Origin of the sequence: Planococcus sp. APC 3900, assembly GCF_030407735.1 — a bacterium.
Lineage (GTDB): Bacteria > Bacillota > Bacilli > Bacillales_A > Planococcaceae > Planococcus > Planococcus notacanthi.
Genome location: NZ_JASDCT010000003.1, coordinates 162,914 through 187,593 on the forward strand (window position 1 = coordinate 162,914; position 24,680 = coordinate 187,593).

Consider the following 24,680-nt stretch of genomic DNA (forward strand, 5'->3'; position numbering starts at 1 on the left):
CTTTCGAAATTCGACATTCTATCCCTCGCCTCACATTATTGGCCAGTAACTGATGCTAGCTCAAACTCACTTCCAGTATACCTCCACATAAAGCCGCAAAGAAAAGATTATTGTTTATAATTTGCCAAAAAATGTTACATGCATATTTTTTATTTAAAAGTCCTTTTATTATATTACTCTCTGAATTCCTTATATGAATTAATCAATTACAATAGATGCTGAAAAAAAAGACGGAAGGAGCTGACTCCTTTCGTCTCTAAATGATTATAAGGCATTTTTTACGGTGTTCCGGTAATAGCCGACCGTCAAGAAAGCAAAAACCAGATAAATTAATGTGTACAGGGCCATAGCGACAAAAGCTGCAAAAGCGATGTCTGATTGGAAGAAAGAAGAGAGCACTTTAATGGCGAAGATGGCATGCACTAATCCAAGTACAAGCGGCAAGCCAAAAACAAATACCTGTTTTTTGATAATGCCGCGCATGATATCATTCACACTAAATCCAAGCTGGCGCAAGGTGCCATAGCTTTTCTTTTCCTGTTCAGCTTCCGTCATTTGTTTGAAGTACAAAATACTGCCTGTCGAGACCAAGAATACAAGTCCTAAAAAGCCCGATATGAAAATCAACAGTCCATTCGTTTCAATCGCTCTCTTGTAGGCGGAATAATAGTCAATGTGCCCACTTGTATTATAGCGTTGCACATAAATCTCAGACGCCGCTTCCAGATCCGCTGAATCGGTAATGGTAAATCCATCTACCCGGCTCATTTCTGCCTGGCCTGTCGCTGTCAACTGATCTTTTAATTGCTCATAGGTGTTTTCATTAACCACTAATTGAGAGTAAAGCATCGTCCCATTGATGCTGTTGCCTTCCGCATATTCTGCGATTTCGATTGTGGTCTTTTCGTCATCAGCTAAATGCAGCGTCAACGGCATTTCTATCACATCTCTGAACATGGAAATCGATGAAGTGCTATAGAAAATTGCCGATCCATCCGCAGGAGCTTCTATATCACTTCCAGCTTGCTGCAACTGCTTATCGCTGACAATGGCGATATACAATTCATTGCTTGGGACAGGCATGGCCCCTTCTTCTATTCGACCGAACAACACGATTAAGTCGATGGCCCCATGGGTATGGGAAATTCCTTTTTCATCAAACTCTTTGCTCAATTCAGTGGCTTCCGTCTCATTTTTTTCAAAAATGAAGTCGAAAGGCATTTGCGAACGGGTTTCATGTTCAGTGGCATAGTAGAAAGAATAAGCGCCAGCAAGCATCGTCAATGTCATGGCCGAAAGAATCGTGATGATGGTCAACGAATTCGCATTCCCTTTTAACCGGTGCATCAATGGAGCCAAAGATAAACTGTTCGATAAGCCTAGATGGCCTGCTTTTCCATCACGGATTTTGTAAAATACCCAACCGATGGTGACGCGGAAAATCAGGTAGGTCCCCACACCAATCGATGCTAATACAGCCAGTATATTAAAAAGAAATAAATCATTCAGCATATTGTCCGAAATGAGATAACCTAAAACGATTAAGGCGATGCCGAGAATCGCCAGAAAAGCTGCATTTCTGGTTTTCGGTTTTTTCGGGTGTTCTCCGGTTTTTTCTGTGTTGAACAAGGACAAGAGGGTGTTGCGGTAAACGGTGGAAATCATTTGAATGGTCGTAAACATGAAAATTCCAATGAAAACAAAAATGGTTTGAATAACAGCTGTCATTGAAAACGAAACATCGATCATCAGGTCATAACCGATCAGCTTCATGAGCAGCAATAGGAAAACACGTGATACCAACATTCCCACAATAATCCCTAATATAAGTGCTGTGATGCCCAGCAGGAAATTTTCAATAACCAAAAGTCGTGCAACGACTCTTTTTTTCAATCCAATCAACTGGTAAAGCCCAATTTCCCGGCTTCTTCTTTTCAGGAAAATCGAGTTGGCGTAGACCACAAAGATGCCGGCAATGAAGATCAGCAGGATTCCTGCTGCCAGAAAAGCCGTACTCATCTGTTCGTTTTGTGCAAGAACCGCAGGGTCGTGCTGCAACGTAGCGAAAACGAAGTACAGCACCACACTGAAAATGAGTGCGAAAAAGTATAAATAATAATGTTTGATGTTTTTGCGCATGCTGCGGAAAGCGAGATCAAAGAGCGTCAATGCTTTCACCTCCGAGCACAGCTTGTATATTTAAAATTTCCTGAAAAAAAGCTTGTCTCGTTTTATCTCCTTTATAGAGCTCCGTGTAGATATTGCCGTCTTTCAAAAACACGACACGGCTGCAATAACTTGAAGCCAGTGGATCATGGGTAACCATCATAATCGTTACGCCACGCTTCTCATTGATATCTGCCATGGTACCAAGCAACGATGAAGCGGATTTGGAATCGAGCGCTCCAGTCGGTTCATCCGCAAAGACCATTGAAGGCTGATTGATCAGTGCACGCGCTGCAGAAGTGCGTTGCTTTTGTCCGCCTGAGATTTCATGCGGATATTTATCAGCAAGATCTGCAATTCCCAAAATATCGGCGATTGTACGGAATTCCGCTTCCGCCAACTTCTTTCTCATTTTGCCGAGTGATACCGGAAGCAAAATGTTTTCCTTAACGGTCAAGGTATCCAGCAAATTGTAATCCTGAAAGATAAAGCCAAGCTGGTTTCTCCGGAAAGCTGCCATGGCGGCATCTTTCATCTTCGAAATATCCGAACCGCTGATGAGGATCGTCCCTTCCGTGGCCCGGTCGATCGTCGCAAGAATATTGAGCAAGGTTGTTTTGCCGGCGCCGGAAGCGCCCATGATCCCAACAAATTCGCCTTCTTCTACGCGCAGATCTATTCCTTTCAATACTTGCTGGACATTGCCCTTCGAACCGAATGATTTTCGGACGTTTTGAGCATATAAGACCGTATTTTTCGAGATTTGATCAGTAGTTTTTGATTTTCTTTTTAAAAGTGCCATGCTTTTTGCCTCCCTGTTTTCTTATATCCTTATACTACCGCGTAAAAATTCGGCAGTCGTTTGATTCGCATGACAAACAGGGTGTACAAAGTGACAATGTTGTCACCTGCGAATTTGATCAAAATCGTTTTCCAATGTGAATCCCATTTCCAAAGTCGTCCCTTTGCCTTTTGTTGAAATCGCCGACAGCCGGATGCCGATTTTGTCGGACACTGTTTTGGCCAGGTAAAGCCCGAGCCCGGTCGCAGTATTATGGAGCCGACCCATGCCCCCAGTGAAACCTTTATCGAAAATACGCGGCATGTCATGATCTGGTATGCCCGCTCCTTGATCTTTGATGGACAGAATGCAATGCCCTGCGGCTTCTGTCCGTGCTGCAATATGGATGGTCCCATCTCTCGGGCTATATTTCACAGCATTCGACAAAATCTGGCGTACTATAAAACGACACCATTTCCTATCTGTCACAACGTTCGTTTCCAAGCCTTCCATTTCAATTGCCAAGTTCTTTTCCCGGCACCAAGACATCAGCTCCCGTACTTCTGCGGCTATGATTTCTTGAAGAGGGACTCTCTCCAATACATAATCCGATTCTAAGGAGGACAGCCGGGATATGTATAATTGTTGATCGACCAATAAAAAGATGCGCAGCCATTCTGCTTCGATTTTGCGTATATGCGGATCCTTGCGGTTTGCATCAATGACGAGTTTCATGGCGGTAAGCGGGGCTTTCGCTTCGTGAACCCATCCGGCGATATAATCATCTTGGATAATCGTATTTTGCCGAACTTCACTCAATTGTTTAGAGAACGAAATGCCTGCACTTTGCAACATGTCGTTTACCTGTTCATCGCGATCAAATATTGGGTCAGGCAAGGCTTCGTACCAGTCAGTCTCCGTTTCTTCTTCCAGTAATGCCAACTGCCGAATGTACGCTGTCTCCCGGTAGTACCGCCAACTGATAAATGCAATAAAAGCAATCAGCAGTAATGCATTTACGTAAACCAGCGAAGAAATTTCCACGTCAATTCCTGGATCCAACCACAGCAACAAATCAGCTGACAAGAGAGACAGGAAAAAAAAGAATATCCAGCTTTTCATATCATTTATATAGCTGAAAAACATAAAATCCCTCCATCATGAAGTAACGGCTACATAACCCAGCCCTTTTTTCGTCAGTATCGCTTCCCCTAAACCCAGATTCGCCAGTTTTTGGCGAAGCCGTGTAATATTGACCGTCAAGGTATTGTCGTTTACGAATCGTTCATCATCCCATAAAGCTCGGATCAACTCATCACGGGAGACGATTTCTCCTTTTGCCTTCACCAAAACAGTCAAGATGAAAAATTCATTTTTGGTCAGTTCTTCTTCTTGCCCATCCAAACGAATCATGCCGCGTTTCAAATCGATCAATGCCCTGTTCCACTCCATGGTGTCAGGAGATCCTTCTCCATAAGAATACACTCTTCTCAATGTGGCTTGTATTTTCGCAAGCAGGACATCCGAGTGAAACGGTTTTTGAACATAGTCATCCGCTCCCATCTGCATCGCCATAACCATGTCCATTGGGTGATCGCGTGAAGACAGGAAAATAATCGGCACTTTCGAAATCGAACGAATCTCACGGCACCAATGAAACCCGTCGTAAACCAGCAATTGGATATCCATAATGACTAAGTGTGGTTCATCTCCCCTAAAATCAGACATGACGTCTTGAAAGTTTTCCGGTCCTGAAATGTGCATGCCCCACTTTTCCAAGTTTTCTTTTAATGATTGAAAAATGGCCAGATCGTCCTCTACAATGAAGATTTTCATTTCCATTTTTAGGCACTTCCTTTCTTTCTCCTAATTCTACTAAAAATCCGTTCAAGCAATCAATCAATAGCAAAACCGAATCCGATCCCTTTAACAGATCGAAAAGTTATTTCGCACATTAAGTTTTTAGTTATACGTAAAGCCCGGCACAAGCATTAACGAATCGCTTACGCCGGACTCTATTCAATCAATGAGTTTTAATTTCCCGTTTATTGCTTTTTTACTGCTATTTGTTGAGCAAAATGACGAAAACCAGCACTACGGCAGCTAATGCAATGATAACCGTAGCCCATCCGATTTTCACCCTCGTCAATAACCGGTCCACTGTAAAGAAGGAAATAGCGGACACCAGGCTCATCACCAATAAGATGGATCCAAATAAACAATGGAAAACGAGCGAAATAATTTCACGTGTCACCGTTTTCTTGCTAATCTTTCTGCTGATCCAGTCACTAAAGAGAGAAGCAGCCAATCCATAGGAAACAGCAAACATGAAATTCAAGTAATACATGTTTGCGAATCCATTTACTGAAAAATCAAATCCGCCAGCTACTGAAAAAATAAAGGCGAACAACAAACTACTGACAAGTGCCGTTACGATCTTTCTTTTTAAAGCTGTAATAATTCTTTCTCCCGTGTTGTGAGTGTTCAACTAAAGCGCTCCCTTGGCTGGTATCTATCATCTATCTATTTACCGCTATTAAACGGTCTTCTATATTATTCCTTATTTATCGGCATACAACAATACCAGTCAACAGATAAGATGACTGGTATGGCAATCTTTAGTTTGCTGCACCGACCAACATCGGTTCACGATGAGCTACAACTTGTTCTTCGAGGCGGAAATAGCGCTTGTACCAAATCAGAAAAGTGAAAATTGTCCATACTTTACGGCCGTTATTGGATTTCCCTTCGTAATGGTCGTTCAACAACAGCATGATTTCATCTGTATTGAAAAAGTCGGCAGCATCCGCACTTAAGAAATACTCTTGAATTTGGCGGTAAAATCGTTCTTCCCGGATCCAATTGCGGATCGGCACCGGGAAACCGATTTTCTTGCGGGCAGCAGAAAATTCAGGAAGGGCTTTCCGTGCGGCAAGGCGCATCGCATGTTTTGTTTCCGTTTTAGTGATCCGGTATTTGGAAGGAACCTGTTCTGCGATAGCCATCACTTTTTTATCCAGGAAAGGCACACGCACCTCGAGTGAATGGGCCATGCTCATCTTATCGGCTTTCAACAAAATATCGCCCACCAGCCATAGATTCATATCCAGAAATTGCTTTTTGGTCAAATTGTCTTTGTCTTTTACTTGATCGTAATAGGGAGTAACGATTTGTTTAATGGACGGACCGTGCTGAAACGGTTCTTTGACGATCCTTTTCGCATCCGTCTCACTGAATATATTCGCTTGTCCGATAAACCATTCTTCTACAGGGAGACCGGCATGCATCAAAAATTGTTTGCCGCGCATTTCGGGAAGTTTGGAAGCAACTCTTCCTGCCGGTCTACGGACGATGCTCGGGATTTTCCCATACTTTTTCATCAACGGTGTCATGTCGTAGGCTTCATAACCACCGAACAATTCATCTGCTCCTTCCCCCGATAGAATGACGGTGACGTCTTTTTTGGCCAGTTCGGCCAGAAAGTACAGCGGCACGATCGATGGATCTGCATGCGGTTCGTCCATTTGGTACTGAATATTTTCCAATTGCCCAAAGCAGGCATCCGCATCCAGTACGGCATGGTTGTTTTGGATCTCCAGTTCATCTGACAATAGTTTCGCATTGTCGATTTCCAAGAAATTTTGGTCGCTGAATCCTACTGTAAACGTTTTGTCCGGCTTTAATACGGAAGCCACATAACTGGAGTCAACGCCACTCGACAAAAATGATCCGACTTTCACTTCACTGACACGGTGGCTGAGGATGGATTCCTGAATGGTCTCATCGATTTCATCCACCAGCTGCTCCAGTTTCCGGTCGCTTGATTGAAAATCAGGTGTCCAGTATTTCTGGAGCGTAACTTTTCCCTTTTCATAGACCAAATAATGGGCAGCCGGTAATTTAAATATCCCTTTAAAAAAAGTTTCATCCAAAACAGAGTACTGGAATGAAAGATAAGGCAACAAAGCGTCTTGATTGAACGCTTTCTGGAAACCTGGATGCGGAAGAAAACTTTTGATTTCAGATCCGAAAAAGAACGTATCCTTCATTTTCCCATAATAAAGCGGTTTGATGCCGAACATATCCCGCCCTGCAATTAGTTTCTTGTTTATCCGGTCCCAAATGACAAAAGCGAACATGCCACGCAATTTGGACAGAATGGCTTCTCCATACTCTTCATAGCCATGAAGAATCACTTCACAATCTGACGCTGTTTCAAAAACATGCCCTTTGTCCATCAACTCTTTACGGAGTTCCAAAAAATTATAAATTTCGCCGTTAACCATCGCAACCAACGAATTGGATTCGTTATGAAAAGGCTGTCCTCCGGTCTCTAAATCGATGATACTCAAACGCCTGAAGCCGAGAGCTGCATCGCCTTCGATAAATTCTCCCGCTGAATCAGGACCTCTGTGTATAATCCGATCCATCATATTCGTCAAATCTGTTTTCATGTCAGCTGTTTTCCCAATAAACCCCGTAAACCCACACATTTCCATTCTCCCTTTTAATAAAAAATAAATTCCTAAACCTTTGCGTAATGCTTGTTTATTCCACTACCCTAACCAGTTGGGTGTCGTCTACATCAAAGTCCATCAGTTTGATGCTGGGATCTTTTTTGTATTCCATGATTGCCATGAACTTTTCTTCTCCTTCGATTTTCGGCCAATCAGCATCGTCGACGATCAAAAATTTCTCGACGTATGCTCTGCCATCACCGATGATCGAGTTGCCGCCATAGCTTGCCTTTAGGTTTTGGCCATCCAAGTTCAATTGTTCCTGTTCGGTTTTTGCATACACGACGGCCTCCCCTTCAGAAAGCTTTGCAACCGATGAGATGGCTTCTGTTTTATCTCCGGTGGTGACTTTTCTCAACAATTCTTTGTCCGCAATAGCTTGAGCTGTCTCTTCACTCAAAACCATCATCCATTCGCCTGCTTCGGCCACTATTTTTATCGGATATTGGCTCTCGTCGATCAACTCATCCTTCTCCTGTTCCAATGCTTCGGCTACCTTCACTTCATCCCCGTACAAAATGATTCCATTCGCTTTTTGAAAAAAACTGCAGCCAGACATTAATGCCCCTGCCATGATTGCTGCGGCGCATACTGATAAGGTTTTCTTCAATGCAATCTCTCCTCTCTTCGTTCTTTCATGAGTTGCCTTTAACATTTTATGTAAAGCTGCTCTTGCTCACGGAGCACTTTAGTAACTTTAGTATAAAAGAGGCTATTCACTTTATCGTTTGTTCCAGATGACGTTTACCTTACAATATTGCAAGATACGAATTTCAAGAAAATCGGCTGAAAAGGAAATAAAAAGAAGATGCAGTATTCGCAGCATCTTCTTTCTTTGCAATTCTATATACTTTTCAGTGCATTCATTCTTCATCTTTCCCAGACATCACTGCGAATAAATAAAACTCCTGCAGATCACAAAATTTTGAAGTCTGTCAGTTCTTTATGGTTCTTCAGCAAATCCAGAAAGGCAGAAAGGGCTTTTGTTTGGAAAGGCGATCTTGTCACGATCGAAAAATCCCTGGTGTATGGAAGACCTTCCACATTCAGAACCTTTAAGTCTCCGTAGCGCAGCTCTTTTTGAATCGCCCACTCGGAAACCAAGCTGATGCCCATTCCCGCTTCGACCATGGCTTTAATGGGTTGTGTGCTGCTGAAGTGCATGAGGGACGGAGGTAAAATCGAAAATTTCTTAAAGACAGCTTCTGATGCTTCCCTTGTCCCTGAACCGAGTTCCCGCAATATCCAGGTTTCTTCAATCAGCTCTTTTACTTTTATGGGCTTAGTGCGCTGCACCAAAGGGTGATCAGCAGCAGCGACTACAAACATCCGGTCTTCTGCAAAAGGTTCAGTCTTCAACTCCTGGACTCCTTTGAAATGGCCTTCTACAATGCCGACATCCAATTGATGGCTGAGGACGAGCCCGGCAATGGTAGTGGTGTTGCCTATGGTGACAGTTGGCTTGATATCCGGAAATTGCTCTTTTGCTTCTGCGATGATTTGCGGCAGCAAGTATTCTCCGAATGTGTAGCTGGCACCAATGGCAATCGATCCGCTCGCTTTGTTGGTGAGGTCATCAAGAAGATGATTCATTTTCGCGTAGAGCTCTTTGATTTCGATTGCATGGTGGTAGACGATTTCTCCCGCTTTGTTCAGCCGTACATATTTGTTTGTCCGTTCCAGTAATTTGACGCCTGTTGTTTCTTCCAATGAACGGATATACTGGCTGACGGCAGGTTGTGTCATGTGCAGCTCTTCTGCCGCTTTCGAAAAATTCTTCTTTTCGATTACCTTGAGAAATACTTCCAAGCGCTGATCCATCTTTATTCTCCAATCATTTATATGCTTTTGCTTATGATAATCATATTAGATCGTTATTTTACTAATGTATAGAAGTTTTTTATACTAACTGCAGGAGGTTTCATCATGTCTGCACATTATAATAAACCTGCACAATCCAATTCCACCGGTTTATCACCAACTGCTGCCTGGATTAGCGGAGTGCTATTTACTTTTCTTTTGGCTTTTCTCGGCTATTTATTGGCTCAAATCCCTGGCTTCAACCAAGTCGGCCAACTTGCTTGTGCCATCATCATTGCGGTTTTTTACCGGCAGATTTCCGGTTATCCGAATGCCATTCGTTCCGGCATTGTGTTTTCCTCAAAACGCCTATTGCGGGTCGCCATCATTCTTTATGGATTGAAACTGAACATCGACATCGTCCTCAGTGATGGACTTGGCTTGTTGCTGCGGGATATGGTTGTCATTGCTTTCGCTATCCTGCTGACGGTATGGCTGGCTAAACGCTTTAAAGCCGATCAGACCATTTCCCTGTTGCTTGGTGTGGGAACCGGAGTTTGCGGAGCGGCTGCGATTGCCGCAATCGCCCCGATCATCAAAGCTAAAGACGAAGACACGGCAATCAGTGTCGGCATCATCGCCCTTGTCGGCACGGTCTTCGCTATTTCATACACCATTCTTCGTCCGTTTTTGCCGCTTGATGATGTCCAATACGGCATGTGGGTCGGCATCAGCCTGCACGAAATTGCCCATGTGGCATTAGCCGGAGCGCCCGCTGGTGAAGACGGTCTGGCAATGGCGTTATTGGGGAAATTGGGGCGTGTCTTCCTGCTCGTTCCTCTTTGCTTGATTTTCATTTTTCTGATGAAACGAAAAGACAAAAATCAGGAAACAAACGCAAAAATTGAGTTCCCCTGGTTTCTTCTCGGCTTTCTCTTATTGAGCGTTTTAGGCAGCTATGTTTTTGGCCAATCGATTCCATTCCCGCAAGAGTTGCAGGAGTTTGTATCGACAGCGACTACCTGGCTCCTGACGGCTGCGATGGTTGGGCTTGGATTGACGGTCAGCTTGCGCGATTTGCGTGAACGTGCCATGCTGCCGCTCGCTGCAATGACCATTACATCGATATTGCTGGCAGTCTTTACATATTTCGCTGTCTGAATAATTTCAGGCTGTATTCTACCTAATTAAAAATGGAAAAGCAGATGCCTCCAAGGCCATCGCTTTTCCTTTTTTGCATTTATGATTGCGCTGGCCATTCTTCACGCAACATCCCCATCTTGATGGCATCGAAGTAGTTGCTATCCACGACGCGTGCTTTTCGAATCCGCGCTTCTTCTTTCATGCCCAGCCGCTCCGCCACTTTCATCATCCGCTCATTGCCGGACCAGGTAGACATGCCAAGACGGTGAAGTGTTGTGGAGTCGAATAAAAAATCGATCCACAACCGGTAGGCTTCGGAGCCGTACCCACCGTTCCAGTACTGGGTGTCGTATATGACAATGCCTGTCTCCACCCAATCTGTATGGCGGTCGATCCAATAAGCTCCGACGTAGCCGATCGTTTTCTCATCTGCTGTAATGACGAGCGAAGCGGGAACGCCATTTGTGATTTCCTCTTCTTCCATCCATTGTTTTCGGTGCTGGTCTTTACTCAGCCAGGGTTCCGGAATGTAAGGCCCATTCCACTTTTTCGCTTCCTGCTGTTTTTCCTCGTAACGCCAGTAATAGATGCGATCCATCTGGGCTGATGTTGCTTTTTCAAGTTTCACTTTTTTGCCAATGATATTTACCAACACCGTTTGCATCCTTTCTCGCTTGTTTTTTATTTTGTATCGATCACGTTATGTACCTGCCTTTTGTGTTCAAGCCCTTATCATGCAGCAGCTTCTTCCGCCAACTGTTTTTCCGGCCAGTTCACCAGGAAAATCCCTGCAAAAATCAAGCTTCCTCCAATTAGTAAAGGCAATCCAAGCTGCTCTCCAAGAACCAGCCAGCCGAACAGGATGCCGAATAAAGGAGCTAAAAACAGAAACGCGCTCACTTTTCCGGAATCACCTTTTTGCAGCAGGTAGAACCACACCGTGAACTGGATGATTGAAGCGGGGATGGCCAGCCATAACAAGATCAAAATGGAGCTTGAATTGATGACCAGACGGGACGTTTCCAGGAAAACCGAACCGACCAGCAAAATAAGCCCGCCAAAAAACATCTGATAGGCAGTCATGACCCAAATATCGAACAGCCCACCCCATTTCTTGATAATCAATGTCCCAACCGACCAAAAAACAGCGCTCAAAAATCCGAGAAACGTACCGATTTCAATCGTCAAATGGCTTCCCATGGCAATGAAGACCCCGGCAAAACCCAAAAGCACACCTGTCCATTGAACCACTCGGTACCGGATGCCCAGTGCGAGAGTGCCGATCATTACCACCAATAAGGGATTCATGAAAGTTAAAATTGCGGATTCACCGGACGTAATGGTGCGCAGGCTCAAAAAGATTGATCCCATGACGCCGGCTGTTTGGATGGCGCCGATCAGGATCAGCTTGCCCCATTCGCCTTTGTTGGCAGGCTGCTTTCTTTTGAACAAACGCACAAAGACCAGCATGATGCAGCCAGCAATGACAAAACGAAGACCTGCCAGCAACAAAGGCGATATGTAGGTTAAGCCGATTTTGGCTACCACAAACGAAGACCCCATCAACCCAGTCGTCAGGACGACCAGAAACGAGAATACTAATTTTTCTTTCATCTGGCCACCCCCTTTACCTGAAGCTTGCCTTCGCACTTCAGCGCTTCTCTATTCTGTATTATTACAAGGCGAGCTTTCTTGTCGACAATTTCTCAGCAGTTTTAATGACGTCAGTCGAGCGCTTAATTGGAATAATCATACCATTTTTAAGAATATAAATTGCAATACTTAATTTTTTTTGCTCACGTTGAAAGTTTACTTTTAAAACAAAAAAAGAGATTCGCTTTTATAAGCGAGATCTCTTCGTTTTCATTTTCATTCCCGCAATAATCCAAAGCTTAACAATTTGCTTTACAACTTGTCATCTGCCCCGCTGACTTCAACGGAAATGATGAGCATTAAAATGGCTGTAACAATGAGAACGAGAGACATGATTACTAGCATAGGAATCTCCTCCAAGCTTGTTTTTCTGCTTGCTTACTGTAGTATACCCAAATTTCTTATCGATAGCATTGACCTGCATCAACTTTTAGCTGTACTACTTTTTTATGGCCAAATTGACCGGAAAAGCCGATTTCCCAGTAATTTTAAAAAATAAAAATGACAGGGATTTCCTTGACGCAGGTCAAGGTTATTTGGGATGGATTTCGGTATGATAAACAATCAATGAAATCTTTTTTAGCTTTTCCTTTTACTTATTAGTCGTGCTAACTCAAAAAGAAAACAGATTCCCCTTCCAAAGAGTGTATATATTTGATAAAATTCAGATAATTCTAATAATATTATTTCCGCTTAGTTGTGCCTTAAAGAACTTGCCAGCCGGTTCTCTAATGTAAATATTAGGAAAGGAGGAGCTTAAAATGACTGATTCTTCTTCTACAAACAGAAAGAGCAACACACGCAAGAAATACGATGAAACTTCCTTGAGCGGGACTTTTGTATCCGTTTTGATTATCGCGGTTTTTATGCTTATCTCCTGGTTCAGCGTATTCTTATTATTCTTGGAGCGCAATTAAAATTAACGGTTTACTCCCGAATTTAGAAAGGAGACTGTCACGCATGCATGTCCATCGTTATGAAAAACTATGGTTAATTATCGGCTCTCTTATCTTATTGGTATTCTTGGCCATTTTAGCGATTCAAACTTTTTACCTTGAAATGGGTCCGCCCAGCCATGCTGAGATGATTGATCCGCAAACTGTCAAAGAATCGGAAATCTTTGCAGATGCCGGACTGAAGGAGATTGGCGACAACGAATACGAAATCGCCATTGTGGCTGAAATGTTTTCATTCCAGCCTGGAGACTTGGAAATACCCGCTGGTGCGACGGTGCATTTTACCTTGGCCTCTCCGGATGTCACACATGGCTTTAAGATCACCGACACCAATGTGAACGTCATGGTGGTGCCCGGCCATATCTCGAAAGTCAGCCATACCTTTGATCAGCCTGGTGAATACTTGATCTTATGCAACGAATACTGTGGCCTTGGGCATGAATACATGGCCAATACCATTACAGTCAACTAAACAAATGCAGATCGCTCTGATTTACCCGAATCAATTCTATCAGAAAGAAGGGGAAACCATGACGCATATCACCGATATACACACTCGCCATAAAGGGGCAGCCGTAAATGAAGATGTCGCAGCCGGCATCTCAAAGCGGGATTTCCATTTGTCCATTGCTAATTTGTCCATCGCTTTTATCGCTTTGCTGGTCGGCGGAGCAGCAGGCTTGTTGCAGGGATTTGTCCGCAGCGGATTTTTGGAACTGCCTTCCTGGATCAGCTATTATGCACTTTTAACGGCTCACGGAGTCCTATTGGTTTTGGTATTAAGTTCTTTCTTCAGTATCGGATACTTGTACGCAGGAACTTCGCGTGTACTGGGCGGTCTCGCCGATAAGACACTTGCTTTCGGATGGGCCGGATTTGCGCTAATGGCTGCTGGAACAATCATCGCCGCCTTCTTCATCTTGGCTGGCGACGCTAACGTTCTTTACACATTCTATACACCGATGCAGGCACATCCATGGTTTTACATCGGACTGGCTCTTCTGGTCGTTGGAATCCTGTTGAATTGCATCGGGATGTTCATCACCTACCAGAGTTGGAGAAAACGAAATCCGGGCGTGCTGACTCCACTATTTGCCTTCTTCTCGAATGCTGTTTTTGTTCTGTGGGTTTTCGCTTCTCTCTTTATCGCTGTATTCGTCGTCGGAATGGTCATTCCTTGGGCATTCGGATGGGTGCCGACCATCGATCCAATGATGGGGCGTACTTTGTTTTGGGCGTTCGGCCATACACTCGTCAACATTTGGATGCTGACATCTATTTCTGCCTGGTATGTCTCTATGCCGAAAATCATTGGCGGAAAAGTGTTCAGTGATTCACTGGCACGTGTCGCAGTCGTCATTCTTGTGGTTGCCAATGTACCTGGTGGGTTCCACCACCAGATCCTCGACCCAGGACTGTCGGTTGAATTGAAATTCTTGCATGTCATCCAAACGTTTATGATTATCTTCCCTTCCCTTATGACAGCTTTTGCAATGCTCGCAACCATGGAGCGTTCCGGAAGGGCAAAAGGCGTGACGAGTTTATTAGGATGGTGGAAAATTTTGCCTTGGTCCGATGCACGCTTTTTCGCTTTGATCGTCGCGATGCTTGCTTATATTCCCGCTGGGCTTGGTGGCATCATCAATGCCAGCAACCAGGTCAACCAAGTGGTCCATAACTCGATCTGGGTTACCGGCCACTTGCATTTGACTGTCGGCACGACGGTCATGCTGACTTTTTTCGGCATATCCTATTGGTTGATTCCATATCTGTCCGGAAGAAAACTGACGAGGAACCTTAACCGACTGGGCATCGCCCAAACCATCATTTGGGCTTGCGGCATGTTGCTTATGTCGGGTGCCATGCATGCCAATGGCTTACTTGGCAGCCCGCGCCGGACTGCGAATACGACGTATAACGGCCACAGTGCCGCTTCTGACTGGGCGCTTTATGAAATGTTCATGGCCATGGGTGGTGTTATCCTGTTCGTGGGCATTCTGCTGTTGGTCTATATCTGGATTCAATTGGCATTTTTCGCACCAAAAGGTGATACTGATTTTCCGATCGGCGAGGATTACAATCCGAAAGACGCTTCGCCTTTATTCATGGACCGCTGGTCGATATGGGTGGTGCTTGCCACACTTTCAATCGCCATTGCCTATGTGATTCCATTGCTGGACTTCGCTTCAGGCCACAGTCCGGGTTCACCGCCATTTTTGATGCCTTGATCCAGGCACTAATTTACGATATCCAAAAGAGGAAGAACCCAAACGGGCTCTTCCTCTTTTGCTGTTTCTTTTATCATCAATCTGGCATCCAGCAGTTCCTGTTATCAAAGTACAAATTTCCTCACCTAACCATCCTGTCGAAATCTGACGGAGAACACGGTCCCTTCATCGCTCGTGTTAACATCAATTTGCGCGTTGTGGCGTGCGGCGATGGCATAGGTTACCCCAAGGCCCAGTCCGGTTCCATTGTCTTTTGTGGTATAGAAAGGTGTGCCGATTTTTTTCAATACGTTCTTGTCTATTCCTCCGCCTTGATCACGGATTTCCAGAACAGGTGTATTTTCATTTTCCATATACGTTCGGATTGTCAGCAACTTGCCCGGCTCCATGGCTTCTAAGCCATTGCGGCATAAGTTAATGAGCAATTGGCGGATTTCATCCCGGTTCAGCAACATTTCAGGAATCGGCTGTGTAAAGAATTCAATCGCCTTATTTTGATTGAAAGTATCGATTTCCAAAAGAGGTGCAATGTCATAGATAATGGCATTCAGATTCTGCATTTTCATATCCGAAGAACGTGTATTGCCGATGGATAGAAACTCAGAAATAATCGAGTTGGCGCGATCGAGTTCATCAATCATCAAATCAAAGTACGTATTGTATTTCTCTAATCCTTGCTCACCTGTCAGCAATTGCAGGAATCCCCGGACGGTGGTCATCGGATTTCGGATTTCGTGGCTGATTCCGGCTGCCATCTGGCCGATCAGCTCGAGGTTCGACAAACGCTGCAATTCCATTTCATATTTCTTCTTCTCGGTGGTATTTTTGCACAGGCAGCAAATACCGTCATCAAAGGGATAGGCAACCACTTCAAAACAGCAGCCATTTGCTGAAGACACTTCAAACTGGACAGGGACTCTCTCGACCATTGCCCGATGGAGTTCCTCATGCAGAACCGGATTGAGTGTATCGGAGTAAACTGTCCAAATGCTTTCCCCGAGTACATTTTTAAAAGTTTTTCCTTTAGGCAGGTATTGATGTTCATTGATGTAAATGAACTCCCATTCCTTATTGAGTGCAAAAAATCCATCCGTGATGCTGCCAATAAGACTCGTTACTTTGTCGTTGGCAGTTGCCAACTGATTGGTCCGCCTGGCCACACGCAGCTCCAGCTGGTCCATATACGTTAGATTCGAATAAGTCAGCGCTGTAGCATCAACAATGGAATGCGCTAAATGGACCTGTGATTTTTCATCGGCTTGCAGCGTCTCCATCAGGCAAGCAATGGCGATAAATCCGAAGACCTCTCCTTTGGAAATCATCGGAATCAACAACAGCCTGCACCTGTCCTCACTTGGGATAAATTTGACTGTCCGGTTGACCATGACTTCATGAATCACATGGTCCGTCTGTTGGTTGGTTTGAATATCTTCAAGCGCTCTTTTCCATTCATCTTCAGACCACTCGGAATCTTTGCCCATTTTCTTGAAACTGAGGTTTCCTTCTTGTTCTGGGTCTCGAAGAAAAGCTGCGACGTTATTGCAATCTACCGTCTTGCCCAAATAATGAAAACACGTATCCAAGGTTTCCGGAATGGTTGAACACATGGATAGTTCCCGGTTTGCATCAAGCAACAGCTGCTTCTCCGCAATCAAGTACTCCTTCTGTTTCAAGTTGTTGGCATTCTGAATAGCGACAGCCGCCATATTGACGTACGCTTCAATGCTTTGGATCTCAATTTCCGTCAAATTCATCCGCTTTCCGCAATCAAACAAAAAAATCAGCCCGTATAAATGCTGTTCATAAATGATCGGCAGCCCTAGCAGTGATTTGATATTGAACGCAGCCACCGACCTTGGATCCGGACGCGAATCAATGGACGTATCTGGAATATAAATCGTTTGTTTAGTTTCCATGACTTGTCTAGCAAATGCATCTGCTTCAAAATCGATCAGTTGTGCAGTGATCATCTCGTTATTGATGAAATCGGGTTTACCAGCCACCCCTCTGTATACTCCATCTTCACCCGGCAAATAAATTCCGACAGAATCGCATTGGACGATTTCTTCAGATATTGCTGTAGTGACATGCTGCAGCATGTCGTTCAATTCCAGCTTGGTATTGATGATTTTCGTCAATTCAGCCAGCCTCGAATATCTTGTTTGTTCTTTTAACATGGCTATTCGCTCCGCTCTTGATCATCGGGAAACGGGGTTGCAGCTTCCCGCTGCAACTCCCTCTATTCCGTCAAGACATTATGTCAGTAGCTTACCATAAATGATTTCTCGCGGCTAAATAATTTCTGCTGAACTTGCGGTTAGTCGCAATTCTGTTAAGCTGACTGCCGTTAGACAGGGAGAATGATGCCTGCAAATCCACCGATCAACACTTCTTTAGAAAATTGGTTTTTGCAGCTGAAGGAAGCTTCTATCGCCGTCCGCCTGTTTTCCAATCGATCGTAGCGATCGATTTTCACGTCACAACGAATGGTATCTGTAGAAAAAACGGGACGCAGAAATTCAAAGTTCATGGTGCGTGCCAGTACATTGTTATCTCCACCCACTTTTGTCGGCAACGTGGCTGTCAATAGACCTTGCACAACCAGCCTGCCTTCTTCGTCGGGCGTCAGGTGATGATTTCCGTAGTCCCCAGAAACCTTAGTGAATAATTCTATGTCTTCTTTCGTAAATGTCCGTTCGAATGTAATGATATCTCCGACAGATAGTGACAAAGCATTTCCTCCTTTTTAGCAGCCTATTTCATAAAGATGACCTTAATTGTTTTTTCACCCGCTCTTACTCGGCAACTTTTTTATAGTTGAATACTTGCTTTCCTTCAAATAGGCTGTGTTCTTCTATTATAAACATAAAGAATCGATTCATCTGAAAAATTCATCGTATATTTTTTCGCTGATTATGTTCCAATCAAACTTTCTGCAAAACAGTTAATTTTTCCTTGCTCCCAAAAGGACATATGTCCTTTTTCCTTTTTTTTTGATATCGTAAACTATAGCCAAAGAAAGGGTGTGAAGCGCTTGAAAGGAATCTTTTTTGCATTAGCTGGTGGGTTCTTCCTGACCTTCCAAAGCGTCGCCAACGCCACAATCAGCGACAGCATCGGCACTTGGCAAGCTGCCACGATGACGCAGTTCACCGGCTTTGTGCTGGCAATATTGATTGTCATTGTGCTGCGTGACCGATCTTACTGGAACTTGAAAAACGTGCCGCTTCTTTACGCTTCCGGCGGGCTGCTGGCCGCCATCGTGCTCTACACCAACATGACTGCTGTCCACAGAATGGGCGTGACGCTGACCATCGGCATTTTCCTGATTGCCCAATTGCTAACAGCCGTATTGGTTGACGTCAAAGGCTGGTTTGACATGGTCAAACAACGGATCGGTGTAACGCAGATTGCCGGGCTGCTGCTGATGATCCTGGGAGTTGTCGTTCTTAAATGGTGAAAAATCGAGAACAAACCATCCATGATTACCTCAATCAATACGGAATAGCATCCGTGTTCCCGGAACGTGTCCAGCGGTCAATGCAGCTGGAAAACTTGGCACTAGGAGATTGCTTATTGTCTCAAGGCGACATTTCACAGTCACTGTATTTGCTGGTGGAAGGAAAACTGAAGATTTCCATGCTGTCTCCTGAAGGGAAGCGCCTGATTCTGGCTTTTAAAACGCCTTTCGATCTGGTTGGTGACATTGAATACATTCAGCAATGCCCGTTAATCAATACAGTGGAAGTTGTCACGGATTCACGGGTCATCCGGATTCCCTATGAGGTTTTACGTAAAGAAATGGAGAACCATGTTCCTTGGCTTCAATTCCTTCTGGGGACCATCACACAGAAGTTCAAAATGAAATCGCAGGCAATGAATTTCAATCTGTTTTATCCTGTAGACGTGCGTTTGGCGAGCTACTTATTGTCGATGACGCCAAAGCAGCCACAACTCGACTCCGCGTCGCTTATCGATATAGCCGATTTGATCGGTACCAGTTACCGCCATTTGAACCGCGTCTTGCAGCAATTCGAAAAAGCCGGATGGATCACGAAGAAGCGCGGGAAAATCACTGTCCTTGACCGCTCTTCCCTGCTCGCCGAGGCGGGTCAAAATATTTACGAATAGGAGATATGTATATGGCTATCGGCATATTACTGGCATTGCTTGGCGGGGCATTTGTCTGCCTTCAAAATACATTCAACGCCAACGTCAAAAAACAGGTCAGCGTCTGGTCTACTACAGCCCTTGTCCTGCTCCTCGGATTTGTGGCTTCACTCGCCGCCGGCCTCGCTTTTGAAGGCAGTAGCCTGTTCGAATTCCAGGCACAGCCCTGGTTCTGGTTCAGTGGCATTCTCGGTGTCGGCGTTGTCGCTTGTGTAACGCAAGGCGTCCAGCTTCTCGGACCCAGCCGCGCCATTTCCCTGATTATGGTGTCGCAGATTTTCTTCGGCCTCATGTGGGACACGCTCGGCTGGTTTGGCCTGGAAAAAGTGCCTTTCACCTGGCAGTCTTTGCTTGGCGTCCTGCTGATTAGCGGAGGTGTCCTGTTGTTTCAGCTTGGACCGAACCTTGAACAGCGCTATGCCTTGAAACGAAAATCCGTTCGCACAGACAGTTCTGTAAAAGGGTGAAATGCCTAATTATCTACGTTTTATTAATAAACCACATCAAAAAGGAAGAGCCGTTGTTGCAGCTCTTCCTCTTTGTATGCCATTCAATAATAGATCATTTCATATATCGGTATTCGCGCAGGCTGTTCAAATTGAAGATTTCCTGCAATAAGCCTTCACCGATATTCGTTTCTCGTACTTTTTTGCGTTCCAGCTCTTCATCGACGAGGCGTTTCGCCGACAAGACATCGGTCCCTTTTTGCAGGACTTCTTCTTTCGAATTGAAGAGCTGATGCGCGACCAGCTGCATGCCATATGAATTGTACAACAGCGTATAGCCTGCGATTCCGGTGGTCGATTGATAGGCTTTAGAAAATCCGCCGTCGATGACCAGCATCTTGCCGTTCGCTTTGATTGGATTTTCGCCGTCGCGTTCCTTGACTGGCGTATGGCCATTGATGATGCGCCCGTGGTCCGGATTCAAATCAAACTCCTCCAGCATTTTACGGCACATGTCCTCATCTTCACGCAAATAATAATACGGATTTTTCCGTTCCTTATGCGTGTCTTTGTCTTTGATGAAATAACGCTCGAACGTCGTCATTTCCCGTTTGCCGAAAAGCGAGGAATATTCGCCAGTCCATAAATACCAGACCATATCGGTCGCGAAATCGTCGGTTTCTTCAGGATGGGCAAATGAATGGCGAAGATAATCTTCAAACAGATCCAACAGATCACGGCCGGCATAACTTTTCCCATCTATTTCCATTTTCTCCATATTGCCTTCTTCATCCAGCGGAATACAGCCATGAATCAGCAGATTGCCATTGTACTTCAAATAAAGGCTGCCTTTTTTCATGAGGAAATTCATATGTCTTGCCAGTTTTTCAGAATGCTGTAGTGAGAACAGCAATTTATCGATGACCTGCTCTTCTTCTTCCAGCAATCCATCCGGCTTTTCCGGATTGACAGTAGCGAAACAACCGTTTTCCAGTGGATAGGTTTTCCCGTGGATAGTGGCTTCATTTTTATCATAATCCACTTTTTCAAGCAGGAGGCGATCTTCCATAGCAAAACAGGGGCGTCTCTTGATGATCGGGCTTTCCAGCTTGAACTGGATGATGGAAATGGCCTGGTGGATTTTGGTGATTTGCAGCTGTTCCTGCTCCGTCATGGTTTCCCCTGAAATTCTTTTCGGGTGGAACGCTGGATTGTCCTCATAGTATTTTTCGGCCAGGTTCAGCAACGGCCGCAGATTGATGCCGTAGACGTCTTCAATGATGTCCAGATTGTTGTAACGTGCACAAATGCGGATGATGTTCGCAAGACACACTTTCGATCCTGCAAAAGCCCCGATCCAAAGAACATCGTGATTTCCCCATTGAATATCGACGGAATGGTAGTCGATCAGCGTGTCCACGATTTTATGCGGATCCGGCCCCCGGTCATAAATGTCGCCCACCACATGCAGATGATCCACAACCAATCGCTGTGTTGTATAAGCAAGCCCGATAATCAGCTTATCGGCTTGGCCAAGCGCAATGATCTGCTCAACCATTTTGGCGTAATACTCTTTTTTGTTTTTGAATTCATCGGTTTTGTACAACAGCTCTTCAATGATATAGACGAATTGCTTCGGCAAGGCTTTGCGAAGCTTTGAGCGCGTGTATTTGGATGACGCATACGAAACAAGTTTCAGCATCCGCTCAATAACTTCTATGTACCATTCCTGCAATTCCTTTTTGCTCGTAAAATTGCTTTTGATCAATTGCAGCTTTTCTTCAGGGTAATAGACCAGTGTTGCAAATTCATTGAGCTCTTTTTCACTTAGTTCCTCTTTAAACAAGTCTTTGATTTTCACTTTGACATTGCCGGAACCATTTCGCAATACGTGCTGAAATGCCTGAAATTCCCCGTGTAAATCGCTTACAAAATGCTCCGTCCCTTTCGGCAGATCCAGGATGGACTCCAGGTTGATGATTTCAGTCGCCACTTTCTCTTCACTATCGTATTTTTGCGCCAACAGATCCAAGTATTTTAAATTCAACATGGTGCATCTCCCTTCACAACTTGCTCATAATTTTCTGTCGATTAAACCCAAATAGATTATTGCCTTAAACACCGGTATCCAACTCTAATCTTATCCGTATGAAAACCAGTTTACTTACACTTTAAATAATGGTCTTATTTGGATAGAAGGTACATTAACCAGCTTCTTTTACTGATAAAGGAGAATGGAAGCGAACTTTTGTCAATAAGACCTCCACTAACCAGATAACAGGAAAAATTAGGCTTCCTTATGATTCAGTTTACCGCAGAACCCTTATAAGCTCTAGTGGAAAAAAGTAGGATTAGAAGAACAAATTGAAAACGGTGCTGAAAAACAATGCACCACATGAAAACAGGAATGGTAAAATGATTAATTCCCCAGCAATCGTCAATACCACGGCGTTTCCACAGTGGGAAGAGATTTTAGCAACCGCATTGAACCTGGCAGATGAATTTGGCGCGGTTATCCTTGGCAGCCCATACAATCCCGAAAACCCTTTTCTTAACGGCAAACAAGAAATCTCTTCCTTGCCCAACCTAAAAGTCGGGCGTTGGCCGAATATAGTCCACTGCAGTTAAACTATTCTGCTCATTCGTTACATCATGGCTATTTCCTTTATTCGCCTCTTTTTTGGAAATTCCTTCTAGAAATAAAAAAAGCAGCAGAAAAGGATTTCCTTTTTCCGCTGCTCACTTCATGCCTCGTCATTCAAGTTTCCAGCCGCTATTCAACCAGCCGATATGCACAGTTTTCAATATGGTCATGAACCATTCCGATCGCCTGCATAAATGAATAGGTTGTAACGGGACCAACAAACTTGAAGCCGCGCTTTTTCAATTCTTTGCTCAGTTGAACGGACAGAGGCGATTGTGCAGGAATCTGTGCATCACTTGTCCAATTGTTGTAGACCGGCTTGCCATCGGTAAAGCTCCATAGAAAATCAGCAAAGCTACCCCATTCTTTTTGGAGATCCAATACCGCCCGGGCATTGCTGCGGACAGACTGAATTTTGGCGATGTGTTTGACGATTGCATAATCCTGTTTAATAGACACCAAATCCTCATCTGAAAGCTCCGCACAATAGGAAAGGTTAAAATGGTGGAACGCTTCCTGATAAGCGCTCCGCTTTTTCAACACAATATTCCAGGACAAGCCGGCTTGTGCCCCTTCAAGTGTCAGCATTTCGAAAATGTAACGGTCATCAAAGCTCGGCCTGCACCATTCTTCGTCATGATAAGCCTGCATAAGTGCATTGCTTTGCGCCCACAAACAGCGGTTTTCCATATGCGCCACCCCATTTCTTAAGTTCTTTCTACTATACCATTTTAATCCTGAAACAATAAAAGGGGGTTCAGCATTGGCTGAACACCCTTTTTACCGGATTCGCGGGTACTTGGCGCAACCGTTAAATCAATAAATTGAACAACATCGAATCGTTGTTAAGGTCTTTATAAGGGAAGCCGTTTTCCGCCATGCGTTGAACAAGCGGCTCGTAGTCTTCACGGCATTTCAGTTCGATGCCGACCAGCACCGGCCCTTCTTCGCGGTTTGTCCGTTTCGTGTATTCGAAATGCGTAATGTCATCCGTCTCGCCCAGAACCTGTTCCATGAATTTACGGAGCGCTCCTGCACGCTGAGGGAACGTGACGATGAAATAATGCTTCAAGCCTTCATAAATCAAGGATTTCTCTTTGATTTCCTGCATGCGCTCGATGTCATTATTGCCTCCGCTGATTACACACACCACATTCTTGCCTTTGATGTCGTCTTTATAAAAATCAAGCGCGGCGACAGATAAAGCTCCTGCCGGCTCCGCGACGATGGCATTTTCATTATACAGCTGCAAAATCGTCGTACAGACCTTGCCTTCGGGAACCAAAGCGATATCGTCTAAAACATCCTTGCAGATCGCCATAGAGAGATCGCCTACCTGTTTAACCGCAGCACCGTCCACAAATGTATCAATGGTGTCCAGGCGCGTCACTTGTCCATTGGCAAGTGACGTTTTCATGCCGGCAGCACCTTGAGGTTCCACGCCAACCAATTTCGTCGAAGGGCTGATTCCCTTCAAATAAGAACCCACTCCGGACGCCAATCCCCCTCCACCGATTGCACAGAACATATAATCCACCGGTTCTTGCATATCGTTCAGCACCTCGACCGCGACCGTTCCTTGGCCCGCAATGATGCGGCTGTCGTTGAACGGATGAACAAAGACTTTTTCTTCCATTGTGCAATAATCCATTGCCGCAGTGAATGAATCATCAAAAGTATCGCCGATCAAAACAACCGATACCTTATCTCCACCAAAGCGTTCCACTTGCGACACTTTTTGGCGCGGTGTTGTCAGGGGCATGAAGATTTTGCCTTCAATTCCAAGCGCAAAGCATGAGTATGCAACGCCTTGTGCGTGATTGCCCGCACTGGCACAGACCACTCCTTTGGCACGGTCTGCGGGGCTCAGACTGCGGATAAAATTATAGGCGCCGCGTAATTTAAAGGACCGCACTACTTGCAGATCCTCACGCTTTAAATAGACGTTGCAGTCATAGCGTGCAGACAACAGTTCGTTTTTCTGCAAAGGTGTCTTGATGACGACATCTTTGAGCGCTTGGTTGGCTACCATAATTTCTTCCACGGATACTCTGGCTAATGTAAGTTCTCTGTCGAGCTCTTTGATGTTGCTCTTAGTCATAGATGTCACCTTCTTATTTTTATTTATCTCACTACTCTAACACATCACAGCGTCATAATGTCTAGAAGATTGCGA

Annotated in this window: 23 protein-coding genes; 8 read left to right on the forward strand and 15 right to left on the reverse strand. The window is 44.7% G+C overall.

Annotated elements, in window-relative coordinates; genetic code table 11:
* Positions 1 to 264: 264 nt before the first annotated feature.
* The 8 genes from QMA04_RS07655 to QMA04_RS07690 all read right to left on the reverse strand — a co-directional run bounded on the left by QMA04_RS07655 (position 265) and on the right by QMA04_RS07690 (position 9,285).
* Entirely contained in the window at positions 265 to 2,178 is a 1,914-nt protein-coding gene (locus QMA04_RS07655; RefSeq protein WP_290184935.1) for an ABC transporter permease, read from the reverse strand.
* A complete protein-coding gene (locus QMA04_RS07660) occupies positions 2,156 to 2,968 on the reverse strand; it encodes an ABC transporter ATP-binding protein (protein ID WP_191715774.1) in 813 nt (270 codons plus the stop codon). Before QMA04_RS07660 ends, QMA04_RS07655 begins: the two co-directional genes overlap by 23 nt.
* Before the next feature lie 102 nt (positions 2,969 to 3,070).
* Complete coding sequence (locus tag QMA04_RS07665; protein ID WP_290184938.1) at positions 3,071 to 4,093, reverse strand: sensor histidine kinase; 1,023 nt, start codon at positions 4,091 to 4,093, stop codon at positions 3,071 to 3,073.
* A gap of 12 nt (positions 4,094 to 4,105) precedes the next feature.
* On the reverse strand, positions 4,106 to 4,789 hold the full coding sequence (locus QMA04_RS07670; RefSeq protein WP_290184940.1) for a response regulator transcription factor: 684 nt from the start codon (positions 4,787 to 4,789) through the stop codon (positions 4,106 to 4,108).
* A gap of 220 nt (positions 4,790 to 5,009) precedes the next feature.
* Complete coding sequence (locus QMA04_RS07675) at positions 5,010 to 5,435, reverse strand: hypothetical protein (RefSeq protein ID WP_191715776.1); 426 nt, start codon at positions 5,433 to 5,435, stop codon at positions 5,010 to 5,012.
* 130 nt (positions 5,436 to 5,565) lie between these two features.
* Positions 5,566 to 7,440 carry an asparagine synthase (glutamine-hydrolyzing) gene (gene asnB / locus QMA04_RS07680; protein WP_290184942.1) on the reverse strand — a complete coding sequence of 625 codons (1,875 nt, stop codon included), beginning with the start codon at positions 7,438 to 7,440 and terminating at the stop codon, positions 5,566 to 5,568.
* 55 nt (positions 7,441 to 7,495) lie between these two features.
* Positions 7,496 to 8,074 carry a lipoprotein BA_5634 family protein gene (locus QMA04_RS07685; RefSeq protein WP_191715778.1) on the reverse strand — a complete coding sequence of 193 codons (579 nt, stop codon included), beginning with the start codon at positions 8,072 to 8,074 and terminating at the stop codon, positions 7,496 to 7,498.
* A 305-nt stretch (positions 8,075 to 8,379) separates the two neighbouring features.
* Positions 8,380 to 9,285: a LysR family transcriptional regulator gene (locus tag QMA04_RS07690; RefSeq protein WP_290184945.1), complete on the reverse strand. Its 906-nt coding sequence runs from the start codon at positions 9,283 to 9,285 to the stop codon at positions 8,380 to 8,382.
* 105 nt (positions 9,286 to 9,390) lie between these two features.
* Between QMA04_RS07690 and QMA04_RS07695 the strand changes: the two genes are divergently transcribed.
* Positions 9,391 to 10,425: a YeiH family protein gene (locus QMA04_RS07695; RefSeq protein WP_290184947.1), complete on the forward strand. Its 1,035-nt coding sequence runs from the start codon at positions 9,391 to 9,393 to the stop codon at positions 10,423 to 10,425.
* 79 nt (positions 10,426 to 10,504) lie between these two features.
* On the opposite strand, the gene QMA04_RS07700 is transcribed toward QMA04_RS07695, so the two are convergent.
* Positions 10,505 to 11,059 carry a GNAT family N-acetyltransferase gene (locus tag QMA04_RS07700; protein ID WP_290185246.1) on the reverse strand — a complete coding sequence of 185 codons (555 nt, stop codon included), beginning with the start codon at positions 11,057 to 11,059 and terminating at the stop codon, positions 10,505 to 10,507.
* Positions 11,060 to 11,139: 80 nt separating this feature from the next.
* The gene (locus QMA04_RS07705) at positions 11,140 to 12,021 is read right to left on the reverse strand and encodes a DMT family transporter (RefSeq protein ID WP_290184949.1); all 882 of its coding nucleotides are present in this window, start codon (positions 12,019 to 12,021) and stop codon (positions 11,140 to 11,142) included.
* An 800-nt stretch (positions 12,022 to 12,821) separates the two neighbouring features.
* On the opposite strand from QMA04_RS07705, the gene QMA04_RS07710 reads away from it, so the two are divergent.
* Genes QMA04_RS07710 through QMA04_RS07720 form a run of 3 tightly spaced genes read left to right on the forward strand, consistent with a single transcriptional unit; the run spans position 12,822 to position 15,244 of the window.
* Positions 12,822 to 12,977 (forward strand): cytochrome c oxidase subunit 2A, encoded by a 156-nt coding sequence (locus tag QMA04_RS07710; RefSeq protein WP_191715782.1) that lies wholly within the window; start codon positions 12,822 to 12,824, stop codon positions 12,975 to 12,977.
* A 43-nt stretch (positions 12,978 to 13,020) separates the two neighbouring features.
* Positions 13,021 to 13,488 carry a cytochrome c oxidase subunit II gene (locus QMA04_RS07715; protein WP_290184951.1) on the forward strand — a complete coding sequence of 156 codons (468 nt, stop codon included), beginning with the start codon at positions 13,021 to 13,023 and terminating at the stop codon, positions 13,486 to 13,488.
* Between the two features lie 58 nt (positions 13,489 to 13,546).
* Positions 13,547 to 15,244 (forward strand): cbb3-type cytochrome c oxidase subunit I, encoded by a 1,698-nt coding sequence (locus QMA04_RS07720; protein ID WP_290184952.1) that lies wholly within the window; start codon positions 13,547 to 13,549, stop codon positions 15,242 to 15,244.
* Positions 15,245 to 15,369: 125 nt separating this feature from the next.
* On the opposite strand, the gene QMA04_RS07725 is transcribed toward QMA04_RS07720, so the two are convergent.
* Positions 15,370 to 17,421, reverse strand: coding sequence for a GAF domain-containing sensor histidine kinase (locus QMA04_RS07725; protein ID WP_290184954.1), 2,052 nt, complete (start codon positions 17,419 to 17,421; stop codon positions 15,370 to 15,372).
* A gap of 170 nt (positions 17,422 to 17,591) precedes the next feature.
* On the reverse strand, positions 17,592 to 17,975 hold the full coding sequence (locus tag QMA04_RS07730; RefSeq protein WP_191715786.1) for a hotdog family protein: 384 nt from the start codon (positions 17,973 to 17,975) through the stop codon (positions 17,592 to 17,594).
* A 303-nt stretch (positions 17,976 to 18,278) separates the two neighbouring features.
* On the opposite strand from QMA04_RS07730, the gene QMA04_RS07735 reads away from it, so the two are divergent.
* The 3 genes from QMA04_RS07735 to QMA04_RS07745 are packed head-to-tail and all read left to right on the forward strand — an operon-like array spanning position 18,279 to position 19,881.
* A complete protein-coding gene (locus QMA04_RS07735; RefSeq protein WP_290184957.1) occupies positions 18,279 to 18,704 on the forward strand; it encodes a DMT family transporter in 426 nt (141 codons plus the stop codon).
* Positions 18,698 to 19,375 carry a Crp/Fnr family transcriptional regulator gene (locus tag QMA04_RS07740; RefSeq protein WP_290184959.1) on the forward strand — a complete coding sequence of 226 codons (678 nt, stop codon included), beginning with the start codon at positions 18,698 to 18,700 and terminating at the stop codon, positions 19,373 to 19,375. The genes QMA04_RS07735 and QMA04_RS07740 overlap by 7 nt, the downstream gene beginning before the upstream one ends.
* 11 nt (positions 19,376 to 19,386) lie before the next feature.
* Positions 19,387 to 19,881, forward strand: coding sequence for a DMT family transporter (locus QMA04_RS07745; protein WP_191715789.1), 495 nt, complete (start codon positions 19,387 to 19,389; stop codon positions 19,879 to 19,881).
* 94 nt (positions 19,882 to 19,975) lie between these two features.
* Here QMA04_RS07745 and QMA04_RS07750 read toward each other — a convergent pair whose 3' ends face one another.
* Entirely contained in the window at positions 19,976 to 21,907 is a 1,932-nt protein-coding gene (locus QMA04_RS07750; RefSeq protein WP_290185247.1) for a fructose-1,6-bisphosphatase, read from the reverse strand.
* A gap of 368 nt (positions 21,908 to 22,275) precedes the next feature.
* On the opposite strand from QMA04_RS07750, the gene QMA04_RS07755 reads away from it, so the two are divergent.
* Positions 22,276 to 22,488 carry a hypothetical protein gene (locus tag QMA04_RS07755; protein WP_290184961.1) on the forward strand — a complete coding sequence of 71 codons (213 nt, stop codon included), beginning with the start codon at positions 22,276 to 22,278 and terminating at the stop codon, positions 22,486 to 22,488.
* A gap of 145 nt (positions 22,489 to 22,633) precedes the next feature.
* On the opposite strand, the gene QMA04_RS07760 is transcribed toward QMA04_RS07755, so the two are convergent.
* Positions 22,634 to 23,194, reverse strand: coding sequence for a DNA-3-methyladenine glycosylase I (locus tag QMA04_RS07760; RefSeq protein WP_290184963.1), 561 nt, complete (start codon positions 23,192 to 23,194; stop codon positions 22,634 to 22,636).
* Positions 23,195 to 23,315: 121 nt separating this feature from the next.
* Positions 23,316 to 24,605 carry a threonine ammonia-lyase IlvA gene (ilvA, locus tag QMA04_RS07765; protein WP_290184965.1) on the reverse strand — a complete coding sequence of 430 codons (1,290 nt, stop codon included), beginning with the start codon at positions 24,603 to 24,605 and terminating at the stop codon, positions 23,316 to 23,318.
* Between the last annotated feature and the right edge of the window lie 75 nt (positions 24,606 to 24,680).